Origin of the sequence: Paraburkholderia sp. BL27I4N3 (assembly GCF_003386115.1) — a bacterium.
Taxonomy (GTDB): domain Bacteria; phylum Pseudomonadota; class Gammaproteobacteria; order Burkholderiales; family Burkholderiaceae; genus Paraburkholderia.
This window is the reverse complement of sequence record NZ_QREJ01000001.1, coordinates 5,887,238-5,912,120: the sequence shown is the minus strand read 5'-3', so window position 1 is coordinate 5,912,120 and position 24,883 is coordinate 5,887,238. Positions and strand designations below refer to the sequence as shown.

At 62.2% G+C, this 24,883-nt stretch carries 22 protein-coding genes; 12 read left to right on the top strand and 10 right to left on the bottom strand.

Annotated elements, in window-relative coordinates; translation table 11 throughout:
- Positions 1 to 22: 22 nt before the first annotated feature.
- From B0G71_RS26865 to B0G71_RS26840, 6 genes are read left to right on the top strand one after another with little or no spacing between them, the layout of a single operon-like run.
- On the top strand, positions 23 to 979 hold the full coding sequence (locus B0G71_RS26865; RefSeq protein ID WP_116145564.1) for a type II secretion system F family protein: 957 nt from the start codon (positions 23 to 25) through the stop codon (positions 977 to 979).
- Between the two features lie 26 nt (positions 980 to 1,005).
- On the top strand, positions 1,006 to 1,872 hold the full coding sequence (locus B0G71_RS26860) for a sterol desaturase family protein (RefSeq protein WP_116145562.1): 867 nt from the start codon (positions 1,006 to 1,008) through the stop codon (positions 1,870 to 1,872).
- Positions 1,869 to 2,399, top strand: a complete 531-nt coding sequence (locus tag B0G71_RS26855; protein WP_116145560.1) for a TadE/TadG family type IV pilus assembly protein — start codon at positions 1,869 to 1,871, stop codon at positions 2,397 to 2,399. The genes B0G71_RS26860 and B0G71_RS26855 overlap by 4 nt, the downstream gene beginning before the upstream one ends.
- A 1-nt stretch (position 2,400) precedes the next feature.
- Positions 2,401 to 3,030 carry a TadE/TadG family type IV pilus assembly protein gene (locus tag B0G71_RS26850; RefSeq protein WP_116145558.1) on the top strand — a complete coding sequence of 210 codons (630 nt, stop codon included), beginning with the start codon at positions 2,401 to 2,403 and terminating at the stop codon, positions 3,028 to 3,030.
- A gap of 54 nt (positions 3,031 to 3,084) precedes the next feature.
- Positions 3,085 to 4,440, top strand: a complete 1,356-nt coding sequence (locus tag B0G71_RS26845) for a VWA domain-containing protein (protein ID WP_116145556.1) — start codon at positions 3,085 to 3,087, stop codon at positions 4,438 to 4,440.
- 7 nt (positions 4,441 to 4,447) lie between these two features.
- Complete coding sequence (locus B0G71_RS26840; protein ID WP_116145554.1) at positions 4,448 to 5,161, top strand: isoprenylcysteine carboxylmethyltransferase family protein; 714 nt, start codon at positions 4,448 to 4,450, stop codon at positions 5,159 to 5,161.
- A gap of 303 nt (positions 5,162 to 5,464) precedes the next feature.
- Here B0G71_RS26840 and B0G71_RS26830 read toward each other — a convergent pair whose 3' ends face one another.
- From B0G71_RS26830 to B0G71_RS26820, 3 genes are all read right to left on the bottom strand, one after another.
- Positions 5,465 to 6,994 (bottom strand): PepSY domain-containing protein, encoded by a 1,530-nt coding sequence (locus B0G71_RS26830; protein WP_116145550.1) that lies wholly within the window; start codon positions 6,992 to 6,994, stop codon positions 5,465 to 5,467.
- 74 nt (positions 6,995 to 7,068) lie between these two features.
- Positions 7,069 to 9,447: a TonB-dependent receptor gene (locus B0G71_RS26825; protein ID WP_116145548.1), complete on the bottom strand. Its 2,379-nt coding sequence runs from the start codon at positions 9,445 to 9,447 to the stop codon at positions 7,069 to 7,071.
- Positions 9,448 to 9,529: 82 nt separating this feature from the next.
- Positions 9,530 to 9,940, bottom strand: coding sequence for a DUF2946 domain-containing protein (locus B0G71_RS26820; protein ID WP_116145546.1), 411 nt, complete (start codon positions 9,938 to 9,940; stop codon positions 9,530 to 9,532).
- Positions 9,941 to 10,204: 264 nt separating this feature from the next.
- Here B0G71_RS26820 and B0G71_RS26815 point away from each other — a divergent pair, with 264 nt between their 5' ends.
- Positions 10,205 to 12,349 carry a tetratricopeptide repeat protein gene (locus B0G71_RS26815; protein WP_116145544.1) on the top strand — a complete coding sequence of 715 codons (2,145 nt, stop codon included), beginning with the start codon at positions 10,205 to 10,207 and terminating at the stop codon, positions 12,347 to 12,349.
- On the opposite strand, the gene B0G71_RS26810 is transcribed toward B0G71_RS26815, so the two are convergent.
- Positions 12,342 to 13,298, bottom strand: coding sequence for a LysR family transcriptional regulator (locus B0G71_RS26810; protein ID WP_116145542.1), 957 nt, complete (start codon positions 13,296 to 13,298; stop codon positions 12,342 to 12,344). The genes B0G71_RS26815 and B0G71_RS26810 overlap by 8 nt on opposite strands.
- Positions 13,299 to 13,401: 103 nt before the next feature.
- Between B0G71_RS26810 and B0G71_RS26805 the strand changes: the two genes are divergently transcribed.
- Genes B0G71_RS26805 through B0G71_RS26795 form a run of 3 tightly spaced genes read left to right on the top strand, consistent with a single transcriptional unit; the run spans position 13,402 to position 17,044 of the window.
- A complete protein-coding gene (locus B0G71_RS26805) occupies positions 13,402 to 14,517 on the top strand; it encodes an aryl-sulfate sulfotransferase (RefSeq protein ID WP_116145540.1) in 1,116 nt (371 codons plus the stop codon).
- A 38-nt stretch (positions 14,518 to 14,555) separates the two neighbouring features.
- Complete coding sequence (locus tag B0G71_RS26800; RefSeq protein WP_181916832.1) at positions 14,556 to 15,884, top strand: uracil-xanthine permease family protein; 1,329 nt, start codon at positions 14,556 to 14,558, stop codon at positions 15,882 to 15,884.
- Positions 15,885 to 15,937: 53 nt separating this feature from the next.
- Positions 15,938 to 17,044, top strand: a complete 1,107-nt coding sequence (locus tag B0G71_RS26795; protein ID WP_116145538.1) for a porin — start codon at positions 15,938 to 15,940, stop codon at positions 17,042 to 17,044.
- A 69-nt stretch (positions 17,045 to 17,113) separates the two neighbouring features.
- Here B0G71_RS26795 and B0G71_RS26790 read toward each other — a convergent pair whose 3' ends face one another.
- The 5 genes from B0G71_RS26790 to B0G71_RS26770 all read right to left on the bottom strand — a co-directional run bounded on the left by B0G71_RS26790 (position 17,114) and on the right by B0G71_RS26770 (position 21,890).
- Positions 17,114 to 17,710, bottom strand: coding sequence for a molybdopterin-dependent oxidoreductase (locus B0G71_RS26790; RefSeq protein ID WP_116145536.1), 597 nt, complete (start codon positions 17,708 to 17,710; stop codon positions 17,114 to 17,116).
- A gap of 340 nt (positions 17,711 to 18,050) precedes the next feature.
- Complete coding sequence (locus tag B0G71_RS26785; protein ID WP_116145534.1) at positions 18,051 to 18,986, bottom strand: PLP-dependent cysteine synthase family protein; 936 nt, start codon at positions 18,984 to 18,986, stop codon at positions 18,051 to 18,053.
- A complete protein-coding gene (locus tag B0G71_RS26780) occupies positions 18,983 to 20,212 on the bottom strand; it encodes an MFS transporter (RefSeq protein WP_116145532.1) in 1,230 nt (409 codons plus the stop codon). Before B0G71_RS26780 ends, B0G71_RS26785 begins: the two co-directional genes overlap by 4 nt.
- 4 nt (positions 20,213 to 20,216) lie before the next feature.
- The gene (locus B0G71_RS26775) at positions 20,217 to 20,966 is read right to left on the bottom strand and encodes an alanyl-tRNA editing protein (RefSeq protein ID WP_258875668.1); all 750 of its coding nucleotides are present in this window, start codon (positions 20,964 to 20,966) and stop codon (positions 20,217 to 20,219) included.
- A gap of 78 nt (positions 20,967 to 21,044) precedes the next feature.
- Positions 21,045 to 21,890: a serine O-acetyltransferase gene (locus B0G71_RS26770; RefSeq protein WP_258875667.1), complete on the bottom strand. Its 846-nt coding sequence runs from the start codon at positions 21,888 to 21,890 to the stop codon at positions 21,045 to 21,047.
- A gap of 209 nt (positions 21,891 to 22,099) precedes the next feature.
- On the opposite strand from B0G71_RS26770, the gene B0G71_RS26765 reads away from it, so the two are divergent.
- Positions 22,100 to 22,648, top strand: a complete 549-nt coding sequence (locus B0G71_RS26765; RefSeq protein ID WP_116145526.1) for a carboxymuconolactone decarboxylase family protein — start codon at positions 22,100 to 22,102, stop codon at positions 22,646 to 22,648.
- A gap of 98 nt (positions 22,649 to 22,746) precedes the next feature.
- Positions 22,747 to 23,610: a helix-turn-helix domain-containing protein gene (locus tag B0G71_RS26760; RefSeq protein ID WP_116145524.1), complete on the top strand. Its 864-nt coding sequence runs from the start codon at positions 22,747 to 22,749 to the stop codon at positions 23,608 to 23,610.
- 60 nt (positions 23,611 to 23,670) lie between these two features.
- On the opposite strand, the gene B0G71_RS26755 is transcribed toward B0G71_RS26760, so the two are convergent.
- Positions 23,671 to 24,864 carry a porin gene (locus tag B0G71_RS26755; RefSeq protein ID WP_116148911.1) on the bottom strand — a complete coding sequence of 398 codons (1,194 nt, stop codon included), beginning with the start codon at positions 24,862 to 24,864 and terminating at the stop codon, positions 23,671 to 23,673.
- Between the last annotated feature and the right edge of the window lie 19 nt (positions 24,865 to 24,883).

The following is a 24,883-nucleotide window of genomic DNA, read 5'->3' as shown; positions in this document are numbered from 1 at the left end:
GCGCGGGTTCGGCCCGCAGACCATGAAAATTGAACAGATCGTGCTGCTTGGGCTAATGTTTCTGATCGTGTTCGGCGCGGCGCTGAAGGCGATGACGCTGCTGCGCCCCGACCCTGTGCAACGGCGCATTGAAGAGATCGCGCAGCCAGGTGTCGCCGCCGAGGCTGACGCCGGCGCGCAAATGAATTGGGTCGAAACCGTCACGAAGATGTCCGAGCGGGTCGCCAAACTGTCGCTGCCGAAAGAGGACTGGGACAAGTCGGTGCTGCGTCTGCGCTTCGCGAACGCGGGTATTCGCACGCCGTCCGCAGCGGCCATCTACTTCGCTGCCAAGACTGTGCTGGCGCTTGCGCTGCCGGCCATTGCGCTAATTGCTTTCGGCAACGCCTTCCAGGCCGGCGAGCGCATTTATCTGCTGCTGACCGTGCTGGCTGCCTCGGCGCTCGGCTTCTATCTGCCGAACCTCGTGATGAGGCGCCTAGTTGAAAGCCGTCAGCGCAAGCTGTTCGAAGATCTGCCCGACGCGCTCGATCTGATGACCGTCTGCGTGGAAGCGGGCCTCGGCCTCGACGCAGCGATGATGCGCGTCACTCAGGAAATCGGCGTGAAAAGCCATGCGCTCAAAGACGAATTCGACATGGTGCTGCTGGAGCTGCGTGCCGGCTTGGGCCGCGACAAGGCATTGCGCAACCTTTCGCTGCGCACCGGCGTGGAAGACATCGACACGCTTGCCGCGATGCTGATTCAGGCGGACCGCTTCGGCACCAGCGTGGGTGACTCGCTCCGTGTTTATACCGACAACCTGCGCACCAAACGACGCTTGCGCGCCGAAGAGCAGGCTGCGAAGATCGCCTTGAAGCTGCTGTTTCCGCTGATGTTTTTTATTTTTCCGACTCTGCTGGCCGTGCTGGTCGGCCCGTCGGCGATCCAGATCGTGCGTCAGCTGTCACCGGCCGTCCAAGGTATTGCGGGCGGTTGAACGCCAGGCATTCATCGGGGAATCCCATGCTCGCATCCAGCCCGTTTCCTGACCTCCTGCAACACGCAGGCCTGTGGCTGCGCATGTACGCGCTCGGGCTGGCGATGATGGCCGCGGGCGCGGCGCTGGAACGGCGCTGGCCCGCCGCGATGCTGCAATCGCGCGCCGGCCAGCGTTTCAACGTGGCCTATGCGGGCGTGTATCTGGCGCTCGCGGAAGCGATGAAGCCGTTCACCGCGGCGGCGAGCGTCGCGATCGTCAATGCGCTCGGTGGCGGCCTGGTCGTTCTGAACTCGCACGAGGTGGGCGCGGTGGCTTCGTTCGTGATCGTGCTGCTCACTATCGACGTGCTCGAATACGCGTTTCACCGGCTGCAGCATACGTGGCCGGTGCTGTGGAAGCTGCATTCGCTGCACCATAGCGCGGTCGAGTTCAATGTCACGGTCACGTGGCGGCACCACTGGGTCGAATCGCTCATCAAGGGTTGCCTGCTCTATCCGCTGATCGGCGTGCTGTTCAAGGTCGAACCGTGGATCGTCGGGTCGACCTCGGTCATTTTCATGCTCGGTAATTATTTCGCGCATCTGAACCTGCGCGTGGACCTCGGCCGCTACATCACGTGGGTCAACAATCCGCAGTATCACCGGCTGCATCATTCGAACCGCGCCGAGCATTTCAACCATAACTTCACGCAACTGCTGCCGCTGTGGGATCACCTGTTCGACACGCAGTGGGTGCCCGCCAAAGAAGAGTGGCCGGCCACCGGTCTCGACGACGGTGCGCAGCCGCGCTCGTTGCTGGAAGCATTGTGCTGGCCGCTGCGTCTGCACGCCGGACGCGGCGCGGGGCTCGCCGGCAAGCCGGTGCCGGTGCTGGACAAGGAGACGAAATGAAATCCGCTCGCCACAAGTCCATCTTTAGCGGGGAGGCGCGCGCAGGCAAGCGCGGGCACACGCGCAAGCAACGCGGCGTGGCCACGATCGAGTTTGCGTTGATCGCGCCGCTGCTGCTGCTGTTGCTGTGCTTTGCGATGGATCTCGGCATTGCGCTGTGGGTCAACCTGACCATGCAATACGCGGTGCGGGAAGGCGCGCGCTATTCGGTAACGGGGCAGACCAACCTCGATCCGAACGCGACCAATCAGCAGCGCTATCTGGCTGTCGTGCAGGAGATCAAAAACAGCTCGATGGGCCTCTATTCGCTCGTCTCGCCGAGCTATGTGATCACCATCAACGGGGCGACCCAAAGCTACAACACGCAGACAAGTTACAGCACGGGCATGTTCGGCAATCCCGGCGACATCGTGGTGCTGCAGATCAACTGCATCTGGCCGCTGCTCACACCGCTGGTCAAGCCGTTCTTCGCCAACGGCAAGTTCAGCTTCAGCGTCGCGGCGACGATGCGCAACGAGGGCTTCTGACATGCGCACACGTTCCTCGCGAAGCGGCCGCGCGTCCAAAGGCATCGTCACGGTGGAGATGGCGCTGTTGCTGCCAATCATGGTGGCGCTGGCGCTGCCGGTGTACGACATTGCGCGCAACATCCAGGCACAGATGATTCTGATCAACGTGAGCCGCGAAGGCGCGAACCTGTCCTCGCGCGCATCGCTTACGTTTCCGATGCAGACCATCATGTCCTCGCTCAGCGCAACCACGCCGCCGCTCAACATGAGCGCGCACGGCATGATCTACATCACCGAGATCATGGGCAATAACAACTGCGACAGCAACGGTAACAATTGCACAGGCGTGGTGGTCGCGCAATATCGCTGGAACGGCGGCAACTACGCTCCGGCGAGCAAGTTGTGGAGTTGCGGTAGCAGCGGCACGAACTGGGCGACGGACGGCAGCGGCAGTTGCAGCGGCATTCCCGCGGCAGGGAAGACGTCGCCGGTGGTCAATCTGCTGCAAGGCAAGCTTTCGGACGGCCAGATCGCCTACGCGGTGGAGGCGTTCTATTTGCAGACGCCGCTGATCGGTTCGCTGAATCTGGGCCGCGGCCTCACGACGCCCGCACTCTCGCCGAATCTCTATGCAATGACGGTGTTCTGACGCGGCGAAGAAGTGCCCGATTAGATAAGAAAAACGCAGGACCGGGGGTAGCAAATGAAAACAAAAACGAAAACAGTGGCGGCATTCAGAAGGCGGCAGAGAGGATCGGTCAGCATTTTCGTGGCGGTGTCGCTGATTGCCTTGCTGGGTGTCCTCGGCCTCGCGGTGGATTCCGGTTTCGGCTATATGATCAAGGCACGTCTGGACGCCGCCACCGACGGCGCAGTTATTGCGGCTGGCGAAGCAGTCACGCGCGGCAACAATCAGACGGAGCAGACCAATAACGCGCAGCAGGCGGCAACGGCTTTTTTCGCGGCGAACTATCCGGCGGGTTTTCTCGGTTCCAGCGCGACCGCGGGCACGCCGTCGATCGTGTTCAACGCCGGCACGGTGACGATCGGCATGACCGCGCAGGCAAGCGTGCCGGTTACGTTCTCGAAAATACTCGGATTCAATGTGCTGAATGTGAGTTCGTCTTCGCAGGCGATTCGCAGGACGCTGGATATGGCGTTCGTGATCGATACCACGGGCTCGCTGAATTCTTCCGGTGTGCCGGCAGCGGTGCGCTCGAATGCGGTGGCCTTCCTCAATAATTTCGACGTGACGAATGACCGGGTCACGCTGATGCACTTCGCGTACGGCACGGTGGTGGATGTACCGTTCAAGGGCAACACGCGTGGTTTCGATCGCGCAACGATGACCACGGATATTAACAATTACACGTTCAGCGGCAGCACCAACTCCCCCGAGGCACTGTGGAACGCGCGTAACCAGTTGAACACGGTAATTACACAACCTTCGAGCCTGCGCGTCATCGTGTTCTTCTCGGACGGCGCACCGAATAGCTTCTCATCGTTTTTCACGACCAACCAGAGCAAGTGCAACAACATCTCCACCACGCTCGCGAGCGGCGATGGTCAAACCGGCTCCCCCTCCGGACTATTCAGCATCAATGCCCTGAATCAAAAGCTGGCGTCGCCGTGTTATCAGAGCGATACGTCGGGCTTCGTGACCGCCATGCCGAAGTGGTACAACGCTCACAACGTCAACGAGCAGACCTTCCCGATCTGGCCCGTGACCTCGCCGCGCGTGGTGTCGAACGGCAATGCGACGTATGTGAACGTCAACCGCGTATCGCGCAATCTGCTCGAAGCGATGGCCGCGGCGGCGCGTGCCGAAGGCACCTACGTGTTCACACTCGGCTACGGCAACGAGTTGACCAAGCCCGCCGGTCCGGACAATGAAATTGGCCAGGACGTGCTCAAGTGCATGGCCAACACAGCCGATTCGCTATCGCGCTGCTACAACCCGAAACAACCGGTCGGCGTGTACTGCTACGCCGCGACACCGGCCGATCTGAAGCCGTGCTTTTCGCAACTGGCTTCGCAAATCCTGCGTATTTCCAAGTGAGCGCGCCATGATACCGACGACACCTCTCCAAGACCTGCCACTCGCCGTGAGTACCGAAGGCGCCACCCTGGCCAGTGCCATGTCCGCGGAGCCGGGCAATGCCGGCGGCTTGCGCGAGGCGCTGGTGGAAGTCGCCGCGCGCGCGGGCGCGGCGACCATGCTGAGCCTGTTCGCCTATGCCGCGATCACGCAATGGCGCGCGGCGCCCTCGCGGATCACGCTGTTATTTCTGGTGGTTTCCGCATGTTTCACGGTCGGCTTGTCGCTCGTGACGCGGGTGCCGATGAAGCGCGATTGGCGGCCGTTCGCTTTCATGTGCGCGATGGGCGGCACGTACTATTTCCTCGCCGTGCGTCTCGCGCCCGGCGTGCAACTCGTGCCTGAGGCGGCCGGTGCCGCGCTGCAGCTGCTGGGGATATGCTGGCAACTGTTCGCCAAGGTATCGCTGCGCCGCTCGTTCGGCATCTTGCCCGCCAATCGCGGCGTCGTATCGCGCGGTGCCTATCGCTTCATTCGGCATCCGATGTATCTGGGTTACTTCATCACCGACATCGGCTTTCTGCTGGTGAACTTCGGTCTGCAAAACCTGCTGGTGTACGGGTGCCAGTTCGCGTTGCAAGTGGGGCGCATCGTGCGCGAGGAGCGGCTTCTCTCGGCGGACGAAGGCTATCGGACCTACAAGGGCCGCGTGCGTTATCGCGTGATTCCGGGCATTTTCTAGGGCTGCGGTCCTTGCGCTCGGCCATCCCATGGCCGGCGCAAGTCCGTTATCCACGTGAGCTTGACCTAAGCAAGCCGCGCCCCGCGCACCGCCTTCCCCCCAACCACACAAACGACCAGCGTCGCCATGACAAGCACGCCCAAGGTCACGGCGCGTTCCTTGACCGGCCTGATCTGAGGCATAGCGACAATCGGTTCCCTCGAACCGTGCTCCGCGCCGGTTTCGCGCGACACGCGGCGCCGAGCGCGGACACGCCCCGCCGCATCTAACTCCGGGCGTAGCACCACGGCCAGGCACCCGCCGTCATGGCGTCGCCGCGCGCCGCGCGGCACGGCCGAAGATCGCCCGATCCGCGAGCCACACCGCCAGCAGCGTGACGCCCATCAACGGGAACACGATGCCGAGCAGGACGAGGCCGATTTTCCAGCCGCGCATGGGCGGCGCGGCACGTTCGCGCGACGGTGCGCCGAGCGAGCGTTGCGGCCGCCGCTTCCACCACATCACGCAGCCGGTGACGGCCATCGCCGCCAATCCTAAAGAAATCGCGGCGCAGAGAATCTGGTTGGCAACGCCGAAATAACGGCCCATATGCAGCGACGTGCCGTACGACACGGCCTTCGACACCGCGCCGTAATCGCCATAGCGGATGTCCTTCAGAATCGCTCCGCTGTATTGGTCGATGTACAGCGTGCGTTCGTCTTTCGGATCGTCCGGAAAGTACGAGATGGTGTAGACGCCGGTCGCGGAAGCCGGCAGCACGATGTTGTAGCCGTCCGTCACGCCGAGCGAGGCAGCCAGTGCGACGACGCGTCCGAGCGGCAGCGGACGCACGGCGTTTGCCTCGTCGGCCGAGGAGAGAGAGTGGGAGTCAGGCACGCGTGTGTTGCCGACGGCCCAGGGCGTGAGCGGCAGAGGCAGGTCGTCCATCACCATGCCGGGCATCGAGTCCATGTTGGCGGCGTGGGCACCGTGGCCGTTGTGCTCATCGTGAGCTTTGTTTTTCGCGTGCGTCTCCGTTGCGGCAGGCTGCGCGCCGCTCTTTGCTGGCAGCGCAGAGCGCAGCGGCAAGCCGCCCCACGATCCCGGCGGCGCACCGAGATTCGCGGCGGTCGCGAGCGCCTTGAACTGCTTGCCCCACGAACCCGTCCACGGCAGCCCCGTCAACACGAACGCTAGCGCGCCGAGCGCGAGCCAGATGCCCATCACGGCATGGACGTTCTTCCACAGCGCGCGTCCCTTCAGTGCGAAGCGCGGCAACAGCGCAGCACGTGCCGTGGTTTTCTCGCGCGGCCACCACAACGCGACGCCGGTGCCGATCATCACGAGCGTCCAGCATGCGGCCAGTTCCATCAGCAACTCGCCGGGTTTGCCGAGCAGCAGCTTGCGATGAAGCATCCGGTCCACTTGCATGAAGCGGCGTTCGACGCTCAGCGTGCCCAGCACCTCGCCGGTATAGGGGTTCACATAGACGCTCTGCTTATCGCCGTCCGCGAGACGGAAGACAAATTCGGCGCTGCGCTCCGGTGCGCTCGCGACGACCGCGGTCAGCGCGACCGCGTTCGCCGGCAGTGCCGAACGCGCTCTTGCCAGCAGTACGTCTTCGGGCAATCTCGGGAGCGCTTGCGGCGCGATGGTCAGGCGCCCCGGATACAGCAGCGGCTCGATTTGCGGCTGGAAGCAGTACAGCGTGCCGGTGATCGCCAGTACGACCAGAAACGGCATCACGAAGAGGCCCGCATAGAAATGCCAGCGCCAGAGCGTGCGATAGCCTGGATGGATGGCGGTAGTCGCCGGCGTGGCGCGCTGGGCGTCGATGCCAGTGGTGGTGGACATGAAAATCCTCCTGAAGCAGAGATGAATCAATCAGTTCGAGCAACGTGCATGCGTATGCGTTTGGTTCAGCGCGCTCACATGCGCAGCTTCGCTTCCAGATAGAACGTGCGGCCGGGATACGGGTGATAGACGAAGTAGCGGGCATCGAACAGGTTGTCGACGCCGATGCCGATTTCGCTCAGCCTGGTCGGCTTGTAGGTGAATTTAGCGTCGGCCACCGTGTACGAACTGGTGCCGCCGAACACGTCCGGATTCGTGTCGGTGTTAGTGAGCGTGTTGTACTGACGGCCCGAATAGCGCGCAGCGAGCGTGAGCGCCGCGCGTTCGTCGAAGTGATACGTCGCGGCGAGATCCGCGCGCCACAGCGGGATCCGGTAGAAGTACTTGCCGACCGTGGCCGGGTTCTGCGCGTTGGCGATGATCTTCGACTGCGTGTAGGCCACGCTTGCCAGCAGGTCCAGGCCGCGCACCAGCACGTTCTCTCCCGAATAGCTCGTTTCGACGCCGCGCGAGCGGACCTTGCCGATGTTCTGAAAGTTCGTCACGTTCGGAATCACGGTCGTATCGGTCTGGCTGAAGATTGTGTTCTTCACGTCGTCCTGAAACAGCGAGAAGCGGAACAAGCCGTTCCAGTGCGCCCATTCGGCGGTCAGTTCCTTCGAGAGATCGTCTTCGGGCTTCAGGTTCGGATTGTTGTTGACGATCGCGGAGCCGTTGATCTGCCCTTGAAACAGCTCGCTCACTGTCGGAAACCGATAGGCGCGGCCGATGGACGCGCGCAAGGTCAGATCGTCGGTGACGTCGAACGACAAGGAGGCTTTCGGCGAGAAATGCTGCTGGCTTGCGTCGCTATACGGCAGCGTCGTGCCGCCCAGCGACTGCGAACCGCCATAGGCCTGCCAGTCTTCGTAGCGCACGCCGTAGACGAGCTTCCAGCGCGGCAGAAAGCGCCAGGCGTCCTGCGCGTAGAGCGCCTGAGTCTGCGTCTTGCCGGCGAACGCATTGGCGAACGAGGTGGCTGCGCCGTCGCGCCAGTTCAGCGTGTTGTAGCTTTCGTTGTCGACGAAGTAGTTGTCGTAGTGATAACCGAAGCTCAGCGCGTGATTCGCGAGTCCGGCCTGATTCGTCGCGGGCGTGTAGGTGCTGCGCAGATCGAGCGTTTTCCAGCCGGCGCCGTCGCCGAAGATCACGGTGCCCGGACCGTTGCCCGGCGCGCCGGAATTCGCGGTGCGCGCCACGCTGTTGCCGACGTCGTAGTACGAAGCGATCGCTTCGCCATTCCAGCCGGTCGCATTGCGCGTTTTCAGCGACACGCCATAGAGCCAGTTCTCGCTATGGCCGAGACTCGGCGCGAATGCGGCGGTGGGAATCGTGTATTCGTAGCCGTCGATCGCGACCTTGCCGCTGTACACCGCGTTGCCGTTCGCATCGCGCAGAAAGCTCGAGGTCTGGCTGTTGTAGGTCTGATGCCAATAGCCGAGCGTGAAGCCGGCCTGCAGTGTCGGCGTGAAGTCGTACTGCATCTTCAGCTTGAACTGGTCCTGCACCGTGTGTTCGATCCCTTCACCGTTCACGCCGAGCACTGCCGTCGGCGTGTTGGTCTGGTTGTTGTAGAAGTACGCGCCGGTGACCGGCGTGTCGCCGGCTTTGGCGGGTGTGCCGGACTTGGCGAGTGTGGCGAATTGCAGCGGCTGGCTGGTGTTTTCCAGGTGATTCACACCGAGTAGAAACGAGAACTTGCCGATGCGGTTGCCGAGCGTCGCGCTGGCTTCGCTGCCGTTGAAATTCTGGTTCACGCCGAACAGGCTGAAGTGCTGCGTGAAGGCTTTGACGTCGGCGCTCGCTTCGAACTGTTTCGGCATGCGCGTGCTGATGAGCACGGTCGCGCCGAGCGAGTTGCCCGGATAGAGCGCGGAAAACGGCCCGTAGATCACATCGACCTGCTGGATCTCGTCGGGAAACACCATCGACCAGCGCGGCGGAAACGAGTAGCTGTTGCCGAGCAGATTGCTGAGCAGCAGACCGTCCGCGTAGACGAGACCGCGCGCGCTTTGCGTGTTGCTGGTGCCGCGCACGGCGATGATCGAATTCAGATCGCCGATAAAGCGCTTGCGCACGGCGAGGTTCGGCATGTACTTCAGGACGTCTTCGGTGTTGACGACGTTCCAGTTGTCGAACTGCTCGCGGGTGACGGTTTCGACCGAGGCCGGCAGGTTGGGATCGACGGCACGCGGCGCGGCGGCGGCATTCGCGCTGACGCTGATGGCAGGCAGCGCGGCGTCGGCGCTCGCGCTCTGCGCATGAGCGGACGAGGCGATGAACGCCGGCACGAACGCCGGCACGATGGCAGGCAGACAGGCGGACAAAAACGGCCGGGGCAGCGGTTGAAGCGAGACGCGGCGCTCGCCACGGCGGGCGCAAAAGGGTAGTCTTCGCAGGGCGAAGTTGAACATGAGTGTTTCCTCGATGCATGGAACAAACGATCGCGCGCCCCCTCGACGGGTGCGACGACTGCGCGATCAGGACCGATAGCAATCAGGAAACGACGGGTGGGGCTCGAGGACGGCCGGACGGAAAGGCGCCGAGCGGCGTGAAGCGAGTGGAAAGCGTGGGCGGCGCGGTGCCGGCAAGTGTGAGGGCGGCCGGCGGCTCGGCCGCGGCGACCGTCGGCATGGCGACGTGGTGCTGAAGCAGATGACAGTAGCCGCACGCGCCGAATGCGTCGTCATGGCTCAAACGGACCGGCGCCGGGGCGGCCTGGGTCGTCACGCTCGCCGCGCCGACCACGCTGAAATCGCGCGGCTGCAACGCCGAACAGAGCGCGGCGATGGGCTCGTGCGCACGGTTCGACATCAACATCTGACTCACGACCGGCGCGAACACGACGAGCCACATGGCGAACAGGCCAAGCCATGCGGTCATGTGAATGCGAGAGCGTGGATTCATGATGTTGGGCGTAAAGACGCGGGCGATTCTAACATCGCCGCGCGGACTTTTCGCTCGTAATCCTCGTTATAGCGTGGGATTAGAAGGCCGAAAACCGCTCATTTCGTCGCGTTACAGGCGCGCCGATTCACGTAAGCTGCGTGGTACATGTTCCGCTTTCGCGGCCGCACCGAGACTTCGGCACGCCAATCTGGCAGCCGGGTCAGGGCGCGGCACATGCGATCGACCCGGCCGGCTCATCGCCGGCTCCAGTGACCACGACTCATGAACCACACGCAGCTCGCAACCTCGATCGACGATATCAACCAGCAGGCCGTCTCGTTGTTCTCGGCCGGACAATTCGCCGAGGCTTTGTCGATGCTGACGCCGTTCATCGACGGCGATGCGCTGCCGGACGACGCGCTCGCCGACGCGTTGAATATCGCCGGGGCCTGTTCGTTCGCCCTGCAGCGTCCCGCGGAGGCGGAAAGCTATTGGCGCCGCTGTCTGCAACGCAAACCGGGCTATGCCGAGGTGTACGGCAGTCTCGGCATGCTGCTCAAGTCGCTCGGGCGTCTGTCCGCAGCCAAGGCGATGTACCGGCAACTGGTCGCGCTGCGGCCCGGCGACGCGGACGCCCGCAATCATCTCGGCGCCGTGCTCTACGGGCTCGGCTACAAGGAGCAAGCGGAGGCGTCGTATCGCGAGGCGCTGGCGCTTCGCCCCAACTACCCCGAAGCCCACTACAACCGCGGCATCGTATTGCACGAACTGCGCCGCCTGCCGGAAGCGGAAGCGGCATTCCGCGAGGCGCTGCGGGGACTGCCGGTTCACGCCGAAGCCCATAACAATCTGGGCAACGTGCTGATGGAGTTGGGCCGCCTCGCCGAAGCGGACCTTGCCTATCGCGAGGCGCTGACTATCCGGCCACAGTATCCGGAGGCGCTCAACAACCTGGGCGGCGTGCTGAAGGCCGCTTTCCGTCTCGCCGAAGCCGAGCTGGCTTTTCGCCTTGCCCTTGCCATTCGTCCGGATTACGCCGAAGCCCTCCTGAATCTCGGCACCGTGCTCGCCGATCTCCAACGTCTGCCCGAAGCCGAGGCGGCATATCGCGACGCCATCGCACAACGTCCCGGCTACGCTGAAGCGCACTACAACCTCGGCGTGGCACTGTGCAAAATGGAGCGTCTTTGGCAAGCCGAACTGGCTTACCGCGAGGCGATTCGCCTGCGGCCCGATCTCGTTCATGCGCACAACAACCTGGGCTGCGTGCTTCGCCGGCTCGACCGACTGCCGGAGGCTGTCGAGGCTTTCGAGCAGGCGCTCTGCCTGCGTCCCGATCTGGCGGAAGCGCATTACAACCTCGGCGCAGCGCGGGCGCAACTCATGCAATGGCCCGAGGCCGAGAGCGCGTATCGCCGCGCGCTTGCTTTACGCGCCGATTACGGCGATGCGAAATTCGGCCTGGCCGTGTTGCTGCTCGGCATGGGCCGCTTCGAAGAGGGTTGGCGTCTGTACGAATGTCGCTACGAGCAGGCCGGTTTCGTCCATCACAAGACTAGGTCGATGTTGAGCTGCCCGCAGTGGCAAGGCGACACGCTCGCCGGCAAGCCGCTGCTGGTATGGCAGGAAGACGGCCTCGGCGACATGATCCAGTTCAGCCGCTATTTCGCCTTGCTGAAGGCACAGGGCGCCTCGCATATCGCCTTTGCGTGCGCACCGTCGTTACACCGGCTGATGGCATGTGTCGACGGCGTGGATGCCGTGCTCGATCACGATACCGCTCGCGCACAGGCGTCCACTTACGGCTGCTGGACGAGCCCGCTGAGCGCGCCGCTGCATCTGCGCACGAGCGTGGACACGATTCCGCGCGCCGTGCGTCTCACGGCCGAGCCGGCGCTGGTCGAGCATTGGCGCACCATGTTGGACGCGCTGCCTTCCGGCCGCAAGATTGGCCTGGTATGGAGAGGCAACGCGAACCATCCTAACGATATGAACCGCTCCATCCCCTCGCTCGCTGTGCTGGCGCCGCTCTGGAGCGTGCCGGGCCTGAGCTTCGTGAGCCTGCAAAAAGGATGGGGCGAAGACGAGGCGCGCCATCCACCCGCCGGTCAACCGCTGCTCGACCTCGGCTCGCGTGTGTCGGATTTCGCGGACAGCGCTGCGATCATCGCGCAACTCGACCTGGTGATTTGCGTGGACACGTCCACCGCGCATCTGGCCGCGTCGCTCGGCACGCCGTGCTGGGTGATGCTGCCGGAAAAGGATATCGACTGGCGCTGGCTGCACGATCGCAGTGATTCGCCGTGGTATCCGCGCACGCTGCGCCTGTTCCGCCGCGCGCCGGGCGAGGATTGGTCGATGCCGGTCGAGCGGGTGCGTCAGGCGTGCGTCAAACGATTCGGCGCAACGGTCCGCGCGCTTACCTGATTCGCGTGCCGCGCTTGCGGGCCGATTGCGTCGACGTGTGAAAGCGGTCCTCGATCGTTTCGATTGCCTGGCCGAGGAACTGCAGGAACATGCTCATCGCGACGGTGCTCGTCAGATCCGAGCGTTGATATAGACAACTGAACGATTGGGCCCCGGCATCGGCGAGCGGGGTCCATGCCAGCTTACGCTCGGCCACGTCTTCCGCGACGTTCTCCGCGATCAGAAATCCGATGCCGACCCCGTCCGCCACGAGCCGGCGCACCATCGAGACCGAACTGGTTTCCACCAGAGGACGGGCCTTGCGTCTTTCGCGATGATCGATCTGGTCCACCATGGCGCGTAATTCGGTATCCGGCGTCATCAGGATGAGCGGGTAGTCGAGACATTCGCGCAGGCGTGGGCGTTTCTGCAGCTTCGTGAGCGGATGCCCCGGCGGCGTGACCAAGCCGAGATACTGCGCGAACGCGCGCACTTCCACGACGCCTGGCGGCGGCTTGCGGCGCAGGCCGTAGCCGATGTCGGCCTCGCCGGTCTCCACCCATTTCAGGATGCTTTCGCCGTTGCCCGAACGCACGCTGTAGGTCACGCCGGGATAGCGTTCCATTGCGGCCTGAATCGCGTCGGGCACCAATTGCTCGGCCGACGACGGCGACACCGCCAGATTGACATGCCCGCGCCGCAGCGAACGCAGATCTTCCACCTGCGTCATGGCGTTGTCGAAATCGCGCTGGCCGCGCCGCACCGCCGCAATGATGATCTCGCCGGCGGTGGTGAGTTGCATGCCGCGCGGCAAGCGGTCGAACAGCGGCGAGCCGACCTGTTCCTCGAGATTGAGAATTTGCTGGTGCACCGCGGCAGCGGTCAGATGCAGCGCTTCCGCCGCTTTACGGATCGAACCGCGCCTGACCACCTCGTCGAAACAGCGGAATGTCTGTGATATTGGACGCATGACTAGCCTGTATAGTTTTCTCGAACGGCCTGTATAGAACAATCAGATTTTCCTGACGCAGCGAATGGCCTAGATTTGTTCCAACATCTTAACGGAGCGAATCGTGACCACCACAGTCGATCAGATTACCCAGCGCCGCCGCGGCGTCGGCCTCATTGCTCACGACCCGAAACTATCCGCCGGCGGCTATACGCTGATCGCGCCGCAGACAGCGGGCGGACGCGTGTATCTCGTGGATATCGGCGGCGAGGTTGTGCACGAATGGCAGATGCCGGTGCGTCCCGGCCGTCACGCGGTGATTCTCCCGAACGGCAATCTCGGCTACAACGGCAACCATGCGGACTCGGAAGACCGCTACGCACCGTGGTCGATGTGGCATGGCGGTGATTTCTACGAAGTCACACCGGGAGGCGAAGTGGTCTGGCGTTACGAAGATCCGGCGCATCACCACGACGCGCAGTGGCTGCCGAACGGCAATTTGCTGTATGCCGCGTGCGCGCCGGTGCCGGCGGGTTTCGCCGATCGCGTGCCGGGTGGCACCGCGCATGGTCCCGAAGAGGTGATGTACGGCGACGTGATTCGCGAAGTGAATCGAGCGGGCGAACTCGTGTGGGAATGGAAGGCCTGGGAGCATCTGAATCCGCAAGACTTTCCCATCGCGCCCGGCTTCGGCCGCTATCACTGGCCGCTCGTGAACGGGCTCGGCGTGAACGCACAGGGCGAGGTGCTGATGAGTTTGCGCACCACGTCGGGCATCATCGCGGTCGATCGTGAGACGGGCGCTGTGCAGACGCACATTCCACCGAGCGTGGTTTCGCATCAGCATGCGCCGGTGGCGCTCGCCAACGGCAACATTCTCACCTTCGACAACGGCAATTTCCGCGCTGGCGCGCACGTGGTGTTCTCGCGAGTGCTGGAGATCGATCCCGTTAGCCGCGAAGTGGTGTGGTCATACGCGGACGACATGGTGAACATGTTCTACAGCGCGTTCATGGGCAACGCGCAGCGCCTCGCGAACGGCAATACGCACATTACCGAGTCGGCCACGGGGCGCTTATTCGAAGTGACTCCGGCAGGGGAAGTGGTGTGGGAATACGTGATTCCGTGGTTCGGTGAATACCCGGATGAAGCGGCGCGTAAAACCGGTCCCGGCCAGTTGAACAGCGTGTTCCAGACCTTCCGCTACAGCCGCGAGCAATTGCCGTGGTTGCGCGCTTGACTGCCGCGTTTCATTGCACTTCAAACCCCGAGGGCAACGTGAATCCAGAACCCGCCATTCATAGCGTCGACGCGCGCCTGCCCGCGTGGCAACTCGTGCTGTTCGGCCTGCAACATGTGCTGTCGATGGCCGCCTCGCCGGTCACTGCGGTGTTTCTGGTGTCGCGCATGTTGTCGCTGCCATCGGACATAACCGTGCATCTGATCGGCGCGACCTTCTTCGTGTGCGGCGCGGGCACGCTGCTGCAATCGCTCGGTGCGGGATCGATCGGCGCGCGGCTGCCGTTCGTGATGGTGCCGGGCGGCGCGCCCGCGATGCTATTCGCGGTCATCGCGACTCAAACGGATTTGCGCACGGCGGCCGGCGCCGCGATTCTCACCAGTCTGTTCTACTGGATCGTGCTGCCGGTATTCGCGCGCTGCCTGCGGTTCTTTCCCCGCGTGGTGGTAGGCACGATGCTGGTGCTCGTGTCGGTGAGCCTGATCAAAATATATGCGGGCATCGTGGTCGGACAGCCCGGTACGCCGGGCTTCGCGCGGCCCCAGTCGCTGGGACTTGCGCTGCTCACGATCGTGGCCACACTCGTCGTGGCGCGACTCTTCAAGGGCACGGTGGGCCGGCTGGCCGTGCTGCTAGGTCTTGCCGCCGGCACCTTTGCCGCCTGGGCGATGGGCTTGATGCCGGCCAATGGGCTGTGGAGCGGGCCGCTCCTCACGCTGCCGACGCTGCTGCCGTTCGGCATGCCGCGCTTCGATGTGCTGGCCGCTCTGCCCATGCTGATCTTCAGTGTGATCTCGATGGCTGAAGCGACGGGGCAGACGGTGGCCGTCGGCGAGATCACGGGCAGGAAGATCGACATGCGCCGCGACGTGCCGCGCACGATTCGCGGCGATGCGCTGGCGTCATTGATCGGCGCGCTGCTCGGCACTTCGCTCATCATCACCAGCGCGGAAAATATCGGCGTCGTGCAAACCACGGGCGTGCGTTCGCGCTACGTCACCGCGACGGCCGGTGCCATGCTGATGCTCATTGCGCTGTTCGTGCCGCTCGGACGCTTTGCGTACGCGATTCCCGCGCCGGTGGTCGGCGGCACGGCGCTGATCGTGTTCGCGATGATCGGCGTGATGGGCATCAATCTGCTCGGCAAAGTCGACCTCCACGTGCGGGGCAATCAGTACACGCTTGCCGCGGCGCTCGTCATGGGACTGATACCGGTGCTGGTCCCCAATGTCTACGCGGCTTTTCCCGCCTCGTTACAGATCGTGCTGGGCAACGGCATGGCCGCGGGCACGCTCACGGCGATCGTCGTCAATCTGGTGTTCGTCGCATGGCGTCTCGCACCGGCGGAGAAAGTGCAGACCATCTGATTTCGGCTTTCCACGCCCTACGCAGTTTTCCTTCCAACGTTTCACCACACGCCATGAAAATCAAAATCGCTTGCCTCGCGACGCTCGTCGCGGGCTCGGCTGCGCTCGTTGTTTCCTCGACGGCTTTCGCGCAGAGCAGTGTCACGCTGTATGGCAGTCTCGACGCCGGTCTCGGTTATGTGAGCAATCTGCACGGCTCATCGGCTTATATCGCGGAGCAGGGCACCCTGCAGGCCGATCGCTTCGGCTTTCAGGGTGTGGAGGATATCGGCGCGGGCCGTTCGGTCGTGTTCAGACTCGAGAACGGTTTCGTCACGACGACCGGCGCCTCCGCGAGCAGCACGACGTTCTTCAATCGCCAGGCATACGTGGGACTATCCGATCCGCGCTTCGGTACGGTGACGCTCGGCCGTCAGACCGACTGGAATTTCGACTGGCTCGGGTCGGTCTCGACCGGACAACTACTCGGCGACTTTTCCGCTTTTCACCCCGGCAATCTGGATGGTCTCGGCAGCACCTTGCCCGTGCAGTTGTCGAGCACGGTGAAATGGAAAAGCGCCAGCTATGGCGGCCTGACGCTCGGCGCGCTCTATGGGTTTCCCGGCGCGGCAGCCAGCAACACCAACGGGCGGACCGTCAGCTTCGGCGCCAACTATACGAATGGTCCGCTTAAACTGGTGGCGGCGTATTCCGAGTATCGCGACCGTTTGCTGCCGCTGTCGAACGGACTCGGGTTGACTTCGTTCGAAGGGCAGACGCTCGCACCCGGCGCGACCTTCAACGCAAAACAGGTGCGCGATATGGGCATCGGCGGATCGTACCGGTTCGAGCGGGTGACGCTGCATGCGCTTGCCACCGATGTGCGGATCGCCTGGAACGGCGGCAGCGAGCACTTTCGCAGCTTCGACGGCGGCGCCAATCTGCGTTTGACGCCCGCCGAGGAAGTCGCGGCGGGCGCATGGACCGCGACGCTTGATGGGCGTCGCTGGACGCAGTTCACGGTGGCGAATGTGTATTCGTTGTCGAAGGCGACGCAGCTCTACGCCGATCTGATGTTCGAGACCGCAGGCGGCGGCGCGGTGGCGAATACGCTTGGTATTGGGGCTGCGTCAGGTGGGCGGCAGACTGTTGTTCTTGGGGGGATTCATCATTTGTTTTGAGGCTGCGCGTGTGCCGGGTTTGCCATCGCTGGGGAGCGTTAAGCCAAGGTCGGTGGCACGCCTTAGCCTTTAAGCCTCGGTTACCTGCAGATGATACAAGCCCCAAGGCGACAGTTCGAAACGGTCCTTGAGCGGCTTGCTCGACAACTCAGGGATATTATCCGCGTCGTAGGTGGCCCACAGCGGACCGACTCCGCCAAGCGGCAGTGGCTTGCCGTCCATTTGTGTCGCCACGATGAATTGATAGGCGCGCATTTTATCGAGTGTCGTCGCGACTGCATAGCCGTCCACCGCGTGCATGACGATTTGCGTGCTGCCCGCGCTGGGCGCGCCCACGTGCTCGAGCACATGCGTGAGCAGCGGGCCGCTCAAGGCGTGCTGATGGGCATCGTATTCGGTGGTGGGCTTGATCGTCACCGCTGGCATGCCGGCGAGCGAAGCGAAATCGACGGCGTACGCTTCGGAGAACTTCACCTGATGCTTGGCGAGCAACTGGTCGAAAGCGGGATCGAGCGCGCCGCGATTGTGGCGCTTGATCGCGCCGGTGATCGTCAGAACGACGGGCGATGCCGGGCAGGCTTCTTTCCGGACGCGCTGGCTGCCCAGTGCAGGCGCAGCTGTCACGCCCAGCAGCGCGGCGCTGGTCAGGAACTGGCGTTTGTTCATGGCGTGGTCTCCGGACGATGAGAAGAGCGACGGGTTCGGCAAGGTTGTCTCAGCTTCTATTGTCGGGTAATTGCCGCTGACTGTGTCACGGCTAGGCTTTATATAACGCGTTGAGCCCTATGCTGCGTGGCGTAGGCCATACTTCTGCCGTCACGGCGAGGACTCGGTTCGGCGCTGGCCGCGAAAGGCGTGCAGGTGTCGATTCAACGGCGGTGGAGATGCGGATTATTCAACGCTCCTGATTGGGTTGTGTTTCTTGGCGGGGAAAAAGCCGGTCGTGATGGCCCGGTTTTTTTGCGTGTGTCGAGCGAGCTTAGTGGCCGCTAGTCGCATCGAATGTCTACCGGAGGTACCACAGGCCGTGGTCGTACAGGATTGACAGGATCTTGTGCTCAGCGGTTGCGCCGGCGGCCAGACTGTTCGCCACGGTGAGGCACGCGGCAGCAGTGTTGCCCACCAGGAACCCAGAATCGCGTGCAAAGGTTCTGCGCGTGTTCAAGACTTCATCGTACGTCACTGTTCTGATTTCACTGATCAGGTTCCACTCGATAAAAGGCGGTACGACGCCCACCGACATGCCCTCGAGCTTGTGATCCAAGAAAACGCCATTTCGCGAGTCGCATCCCTGCGGTTCGACGAGGACAACGGTGACGCTATAACCCGCCAGTTTCAACGCCTTTGCAATGCCGACGAGGCTGGCGCCCGTGCCAGCACACGAAACAAAGGTCACTTCTCTGACCTCCGGCCACGCCTTGAGTTGCGCGGCGATTTCCGGCCCGGTTTCCAATTCGTGAGCGGCGACGCTCGCGGCGTTGCGAAATTGATCGGTGTAGAAGTAACTGCGGCCATGTTCCGCCGCATGCTCCAAGTGCCATTGCACGACCTCGCGCGGAGTCGCACCACGTTCGAGCATGTCCAAGCCGATAAGCCGGGCGCCGAACAATTCGAGGCAGCGTCGTTTGACGGCGCTGAATCCCAATCCAACGGCAAGCTCGACGGGTATGGCGTGTGCCTGGCAGGCGAGGGTAAGTCCAAAGCCAAAGTTGCCACCGGTCTTTTCGATTATGGTGGTTCGGCCAGGAACGATTTCGCCGCTCGCGATCGCGCTCCGAACGATGAAGCGTGCAGCCCGCACTTTGTGGCTGCCGCCGGGATTATCGCATTCAAACTTGAGAAGAAGTCCGGGCCTAACCTCGCGAAGCGGCGTGGCTGTGACATCGCCTCGTCCGGTAGCGACGCTAGCGAAAGGGCGCCTGTCAATGAGATTGAGCGTCATGACGGAAGCGCCTCTGCAGTCGGCGCGCCGGCTTTGCGCATGCACATCCATGTGAGGCAGGCCGCAATCGCGCAAAGAGTGAGGCACAGCAGGTTCGTATTTTTCCAGCCAATGAAGGCCTGTAATACGGCAGGAAAAAAAGCGCCAACGGTTGCACAGATCGCGATGACGGAGTCGTTGATGCCCTGCATCCGATGACGATTGCTGTCGGTCAACACGCAAGCCAACAAAGCGCCGCCGCCCACGTAGCCGAAATTCCAACCCACGCCGAGCATGATCAAACCTGCGATCAATGCCCAAAGATTTGAGCCCCAGACTCCCAAAGCAGCTGCGCAGGCTAGTAATGCATAACCGGCGAGAAGCGAGTTGCGGTGGCCTGCGCGGATGAGAATGGCCCCGGTCACGAGGGATGGAGCAAACATGGCTATGACATGCCCTTGAATTGCAAGTGAACTCGCATGGAACGACACGCACATCGATTCCATGACAAGCGACGCCTGAACCATCAGCATATTCATGATGAGGTAGCTTAGCGCGGACGCGACTATTGCAACCGTAATTGGCGCGGTCGCGGCGATGTTGCGGGCTTCGACTGAGCGCTGAACCGTTGCCGGAGATTCAATCGGACGCCAGATTGCGATCAGCGCGATGGTGGCGAGCCCGAGCAGCACAAATGACGCATAACACAGCGAGAATGTCGCAAAGCCATCCACATCTTTCAGGCCCATCGACAGAAGGGGGCCGCTAATTGCCGCAACGATACCGCCTGCCACGACTAGCGACAAACCCTTCGGACGCACCTCCGCCGCGAGTCCATCAACCGCGGCAAAGCGGTAGAAGTTCGCAAAAGCGACATACAAGCCGAGCATTCCATGCGCCACGATCAGTTGCGCAAAGCTACTCTGTGTCGTTGCGTTATAGCCAATGCAGCCTGCGGCAATCAGAAACATGGCGCCGAGCTGAAACCCTTTTTTGCGGCCATGACGGCGCATGAAACTTGCGGCCGGGTACGTGGCGATAGCAACCACTGCAAACTGGCAACCGTATGGCACCGTCGCCCACGCGTGACTGGGCGCGAGCTTACTACCGACGAGTGCCGCGATGGTGACAGAGACCACGGCTGCAGTCAGATTGATGGCCTGGCATAGCGTGAGAAGATAAGTCGTGGGCGGCAGCTTTTTTAGCCCGCCACGGTTCGCATGTGAGGTGACGCGAATTCCATTCATGACACTACTCCCCGCGAAGCGCTACGCCGTCAGCAGCGTGGAAAGAAGCCGTATCGAAGCGCGCGTTGTCGAATTGACACGACAGACGTTCCTTACCCGACCCCATGCTCTTGCGGCGGACGCTTATCCGCCCGATGGGTGCGGTGTTGCCGATGTGGGTGCCCCCGCAAGGTATGAGATTGTCCTCGCATTGCCAATAGCGGGCTTCGATATGGTCCGGATGGGCGCGCGTTGTAACCGCGCTGCCGCGAGCCACGAAGTCGTTCGCGATCTGCTCGATGGCCAGGACTTCGTCAGGCGTAAAGCGGCTACCGACGCCGAAATCGAAGCGAGCGCCATCTGTCCGGATGTGGCATCCCAGTGTCCATGCAATGGCGTCAGGTCTGATCTTGCCGACACCCAGATATAGCAGATGCGACGCAGTGTGGCTCAAGGACAATTGAGCCCTACGCATCGTGTCGATACTGATCTGCACTTCGTCATCTACTTGCAGCGCGGCGAGATATTGAATGTCTTCGGGGTGAATCACATGTTCGATAATCCCGCCTAGCTGAATGTCCGGAAAGCCAGGAATATTGGCGCGTCGGCCGTACATTTTACGCACGTGAATGAATCGGATTACATTGCCGTCCGGCAGCGCCAGCGTACCTGTGTCGGATTCTTGGCCACCTCCCTCGGGATAAGCAACAGTTGCGTTCAGTTCGACATAGTCGCTACCGATCTTTGAAACAACGGACCGCGTTTTATATAGCAAGTTATCCGAATAATAGAGTCTGACCGTATGTCTGGGGAATGAGAGCATTAATTGGGTGACCTCGACTATGCAATCCGGTTAAACGCATTTGGCGGCGTTACCGCCACGTACAACTTGCGTCTCCGACCGAAGCGTAACAATGGAATCTGAAGGGATATCTTGTGTGATACAGCAATGCGTGCCGATGAATACATTGTTGCCGATTTGAATGTTGCCGAAGATACGGGCGAACGCGCCGATCTGTACGCGATCCCCCAAACTGGGGTGACGCCTGGCTGACGGGTTGTTTGCAATACCCGCGGCGCCTAAGGTCACACCTCCGAGCATGTAGCAATCGTGACCAATCACGCTCGTCTCGCCGATGACCGATCCCCAGCCATGATCCAGAACAAATCGCCTGCCGATTTCGCATCGAGGATGTATCTCCGCGCCGGACAGCAGTTTGCCGCGACTTGAAACGAGGGCGGCATAGGCTTCGAGTTCGTTAAATGCAAACTCACCAGCATTGCCTATGGCAATCAACGCGTGGGCAAGCCGGTAATGCAGGATCGCTTTGTATGACGTGGAGCCAGTCAGCGTGATCACCGCTGAACCGCGTTGAGCCGGATCTTTGGACAGAAACGCATCCAGATCCTCATGTGCGGCAACGCATGCTTGCGTAAAGCGGCGATGGACGACGACCGCTTTTGTGACCGCAGGCGGAGCGCATTCCATCAAAGCGGCGCGTAGTAGGTTGAAAACAGACTGGTAGGAGTCTGGGGAAGCGGACGTGGCGACGGGTGCTGCGTCGCCCTCGGTTGAGTTGCAACGAATAGCGGACGGCACCTCAAATTCCCCGGGTTCGGTTAAGACGTCTCTCATGTGTTTTTGTTCGTGTATATAGGGATGCACATAATCAAGTTTGCACCAATCTGGCGAAATCATGGTGTGTGAAATTTCCCAAATTTCAGTGGCGGATAAACAGAAGTTTCACGCCTCAATGTAGGCGTCGAGTGCCCCAGTCGCTAGTAGACATCGTGGCCCCATTCGCCGTTTCTATTACATCCAAGGTAATTGCCGACCCTCACCCCCAAGCCTAATCTTCGGTGGTCGCGCGGTTCACCCCGAACCGCGTTCACTATCAAGGACACATCATGTCGACGTTTCAGGTTCACACCATCGACTCCGCGCCGGAGCAATCCAAACCGGTATTGCAACAACTCAAGCAGACCTTTGGCTTCATCCCCAACATCGCGGGAGCCATGGCCGAGTCGCCCGTGCTGATCGGTGCGTTCATCAATCTTTTTCAGAAAGTCCATTCAGGCACGTTCACCGAAGCGCAGATCCAGACGCTGTTGCTGACGAACGCCGTCACCAACGCATGCACCTGGGCAGTCGCGTTTCACACGGCATTAGCGCTGAACGAGGGACTCACGCCCGCCGATGTCGAAGCGCTTCGCGCAGGCCGCACGCCTGCTGACCCCAAGCATGCCGCGCTTGCCACGTTGACGAAAAATGCGATCCTGAAACGCGGCCATCTCGACGAGCGCGACGTGAGCGCATTTCTCGAAGCCGGTTTCCGTCGCGATCAGGTGCTCGAAGTACTCGCGGTGGCAGCAGCCTCGACGATCACGAACTACGTGGGCAGCATCACGCAACCGCCCTTGGAAGCGCAGTTTCAGGTTCACGCCTGGACGGCTTGATTCCCGTGAGGGAAAGCGCACTCACCGCTAGCGAGTATCCTGACCGACGAGGTTAGCTGAACCTCTTACCGGTAACATCTTGCGGACAGGAACACACGATGAATCCTGCGAACCCAGTCAAAAAAGCGCCGCCGAACGATCTCGGCGTCTTGTTGCGTCACTGGCGAGACGTGCGCGGGATCAGCCAGTTGGACCTGTCGTTCAATGCCGGCATCTCGCAGCGTCATATCAGCTTCATCGAAAGCGGACGCAGCGTGCCCAGCCGTCAGATGCTGATGGATATCGCGCAGGCGCTCGACATCCCGCTGCGCGAACGCAACACGCTGCTGCTGGCAGCAGGGTACGCGCCCATGTATGCCGACGCCGCATGGAATGCGCAAGAGATGCACAGCGTCACGAATGCGCTCGGACTCATGCTGCGTCAGCATGAACCGTTTCCAGCGCTCGTCATGGACCGCTACTGGAATGTGCTGATGACAAACGATGCGGCTCCACGTTTTTTCAATTGCTTTATCGACATGGCGGCGCGCAAGGGGCCGCGCAACATGCTGCATCTGGTGTTCGATCCGGAAGGTATGCGTCCGTTCGTGGCCGACTGGCAGACCGTGGCGGATAGTTTGATTCAGCGCGTCTACCGCGAGTCGGTGGGGCGTGTGATCGACGATCGGACGCGCGAGTTGCTCGACGCGTTGCGCGCCTACCCGGATGCGGAAAAGAACAGGGAGCCGGGGCATCCCGAGTCGGCGGCCGAAACCGCGTCGGCGGCGGCCATGCCGGTGATCCCGATCGGTTTCGTCAAGAACGGCCACGTCATGAAGTATTTCTCGATGGTCGCGACCGTGGGCACGCCGCAGACGATCGCGGCGCAGGAGTTGCGCCTCGAATGCATGTTCCCCGCCGACGACGAAACCGAAGCGCGTCATCGGGAGATGCTCGACGCGGCGGCGCAGCCGCAGCGCTAGATCAATCGGCAAGCTGCCGCTACAGCAGCCGCCGTTGAACCACAGCGCCGCGTCGAAGCTTTAAAACTTATGCCGCACGCCGATGCTGACAATCGCCTGCGATTGCGTCGCTGATGAGTGCCCGTTGCCCTTGTCGCTAACCGATGCAGTCGCCGCGACCGGATGGCCGAGCGCATCCAGCGTGCCGCCTGACGCGTGCTGGTAACCACCCATCAGATACACAGTCGAACGCTTGGACAGCGCATACTGCGCGCCGAGCGTCACGTTGTGATATTGCGCGCGCTCATCCACGCCATCCACTTCGCCGCCACGCGTGTAGCTGTAGCCCGCGAACAGTTGCACGGCGGGACGGATCGTCCATTGTCCGAACGCGCCGGCGATGTTGAACGTCGCGTGACCCTTGAACAGCGAGTCCGCACCGGAGCGATACTGCACGTTGCTGTAATTCACACCGACGATCGCCGGCCCGAAGTCGTACGTCGCGCCCGTCGCGATGATCTGTTGCGATTGCGCGCTGGCGTAGCCTTCGTTGATCGATGAATTGAACAGGCCGTCGTCCGTGCCGCTCCATTTGCCGTAGGTCGTGTCCTGCGTGCCGGTCTTGCTGTTGTCGGAGCGTTCGTAGCCGACGCCCACGTGCAGCGGGCCGTTGCCGTAGGCGGCGCCGACGCTCCAGGTGTTCTGCTGCTTCAGGCTGCCGGGCTGGCCGCCGAAACCGTACAGCGCGCCGAACGTGAAGCCGGCATAGTTCGAGCTCGTGTACTTGATCGAGTTGTTGACGCGCGCGGTCTGATCCAGATCGTCGATATCGCCCGGATGCGCGCCGTAGCCGCCGACCATCGCCACCGGGGCCACCGGCGAAACGAAGTCGTTCAGCGAGGTGTACTGGCGCCCCAGCGTAATCGTGCCGAACTGCTTGCTGCCGATGCCCACGTACGCTTGACGCCCGAACAGGCCGCCGTTCTGGCCGGTCTTGCCGTTCGTGATGTCGAAGCCGTCCTCGAGCTGGAACAACGCGTTCCAGCCGCCGCCCAGGTCCTCCTGACCCTTGATGCCCCAGCGGCTGCCGGAGAGATTGCCGCTCGTCACGGCGATGTTCGAGTGGCCGCTATAGTTGCCGGCCGTGCCGGTGCGCTCGTTGCTGCGATACGAAATGCCCGCATCGACGATGCCGTACAGCACGACGGAACTCTGCGCGGACGCAATGCCCGCGAACGTCATCAGGAGGGGTGCGGCAATCCATTGGTTCTTCATCGTAGTCATAGCCTGGTTG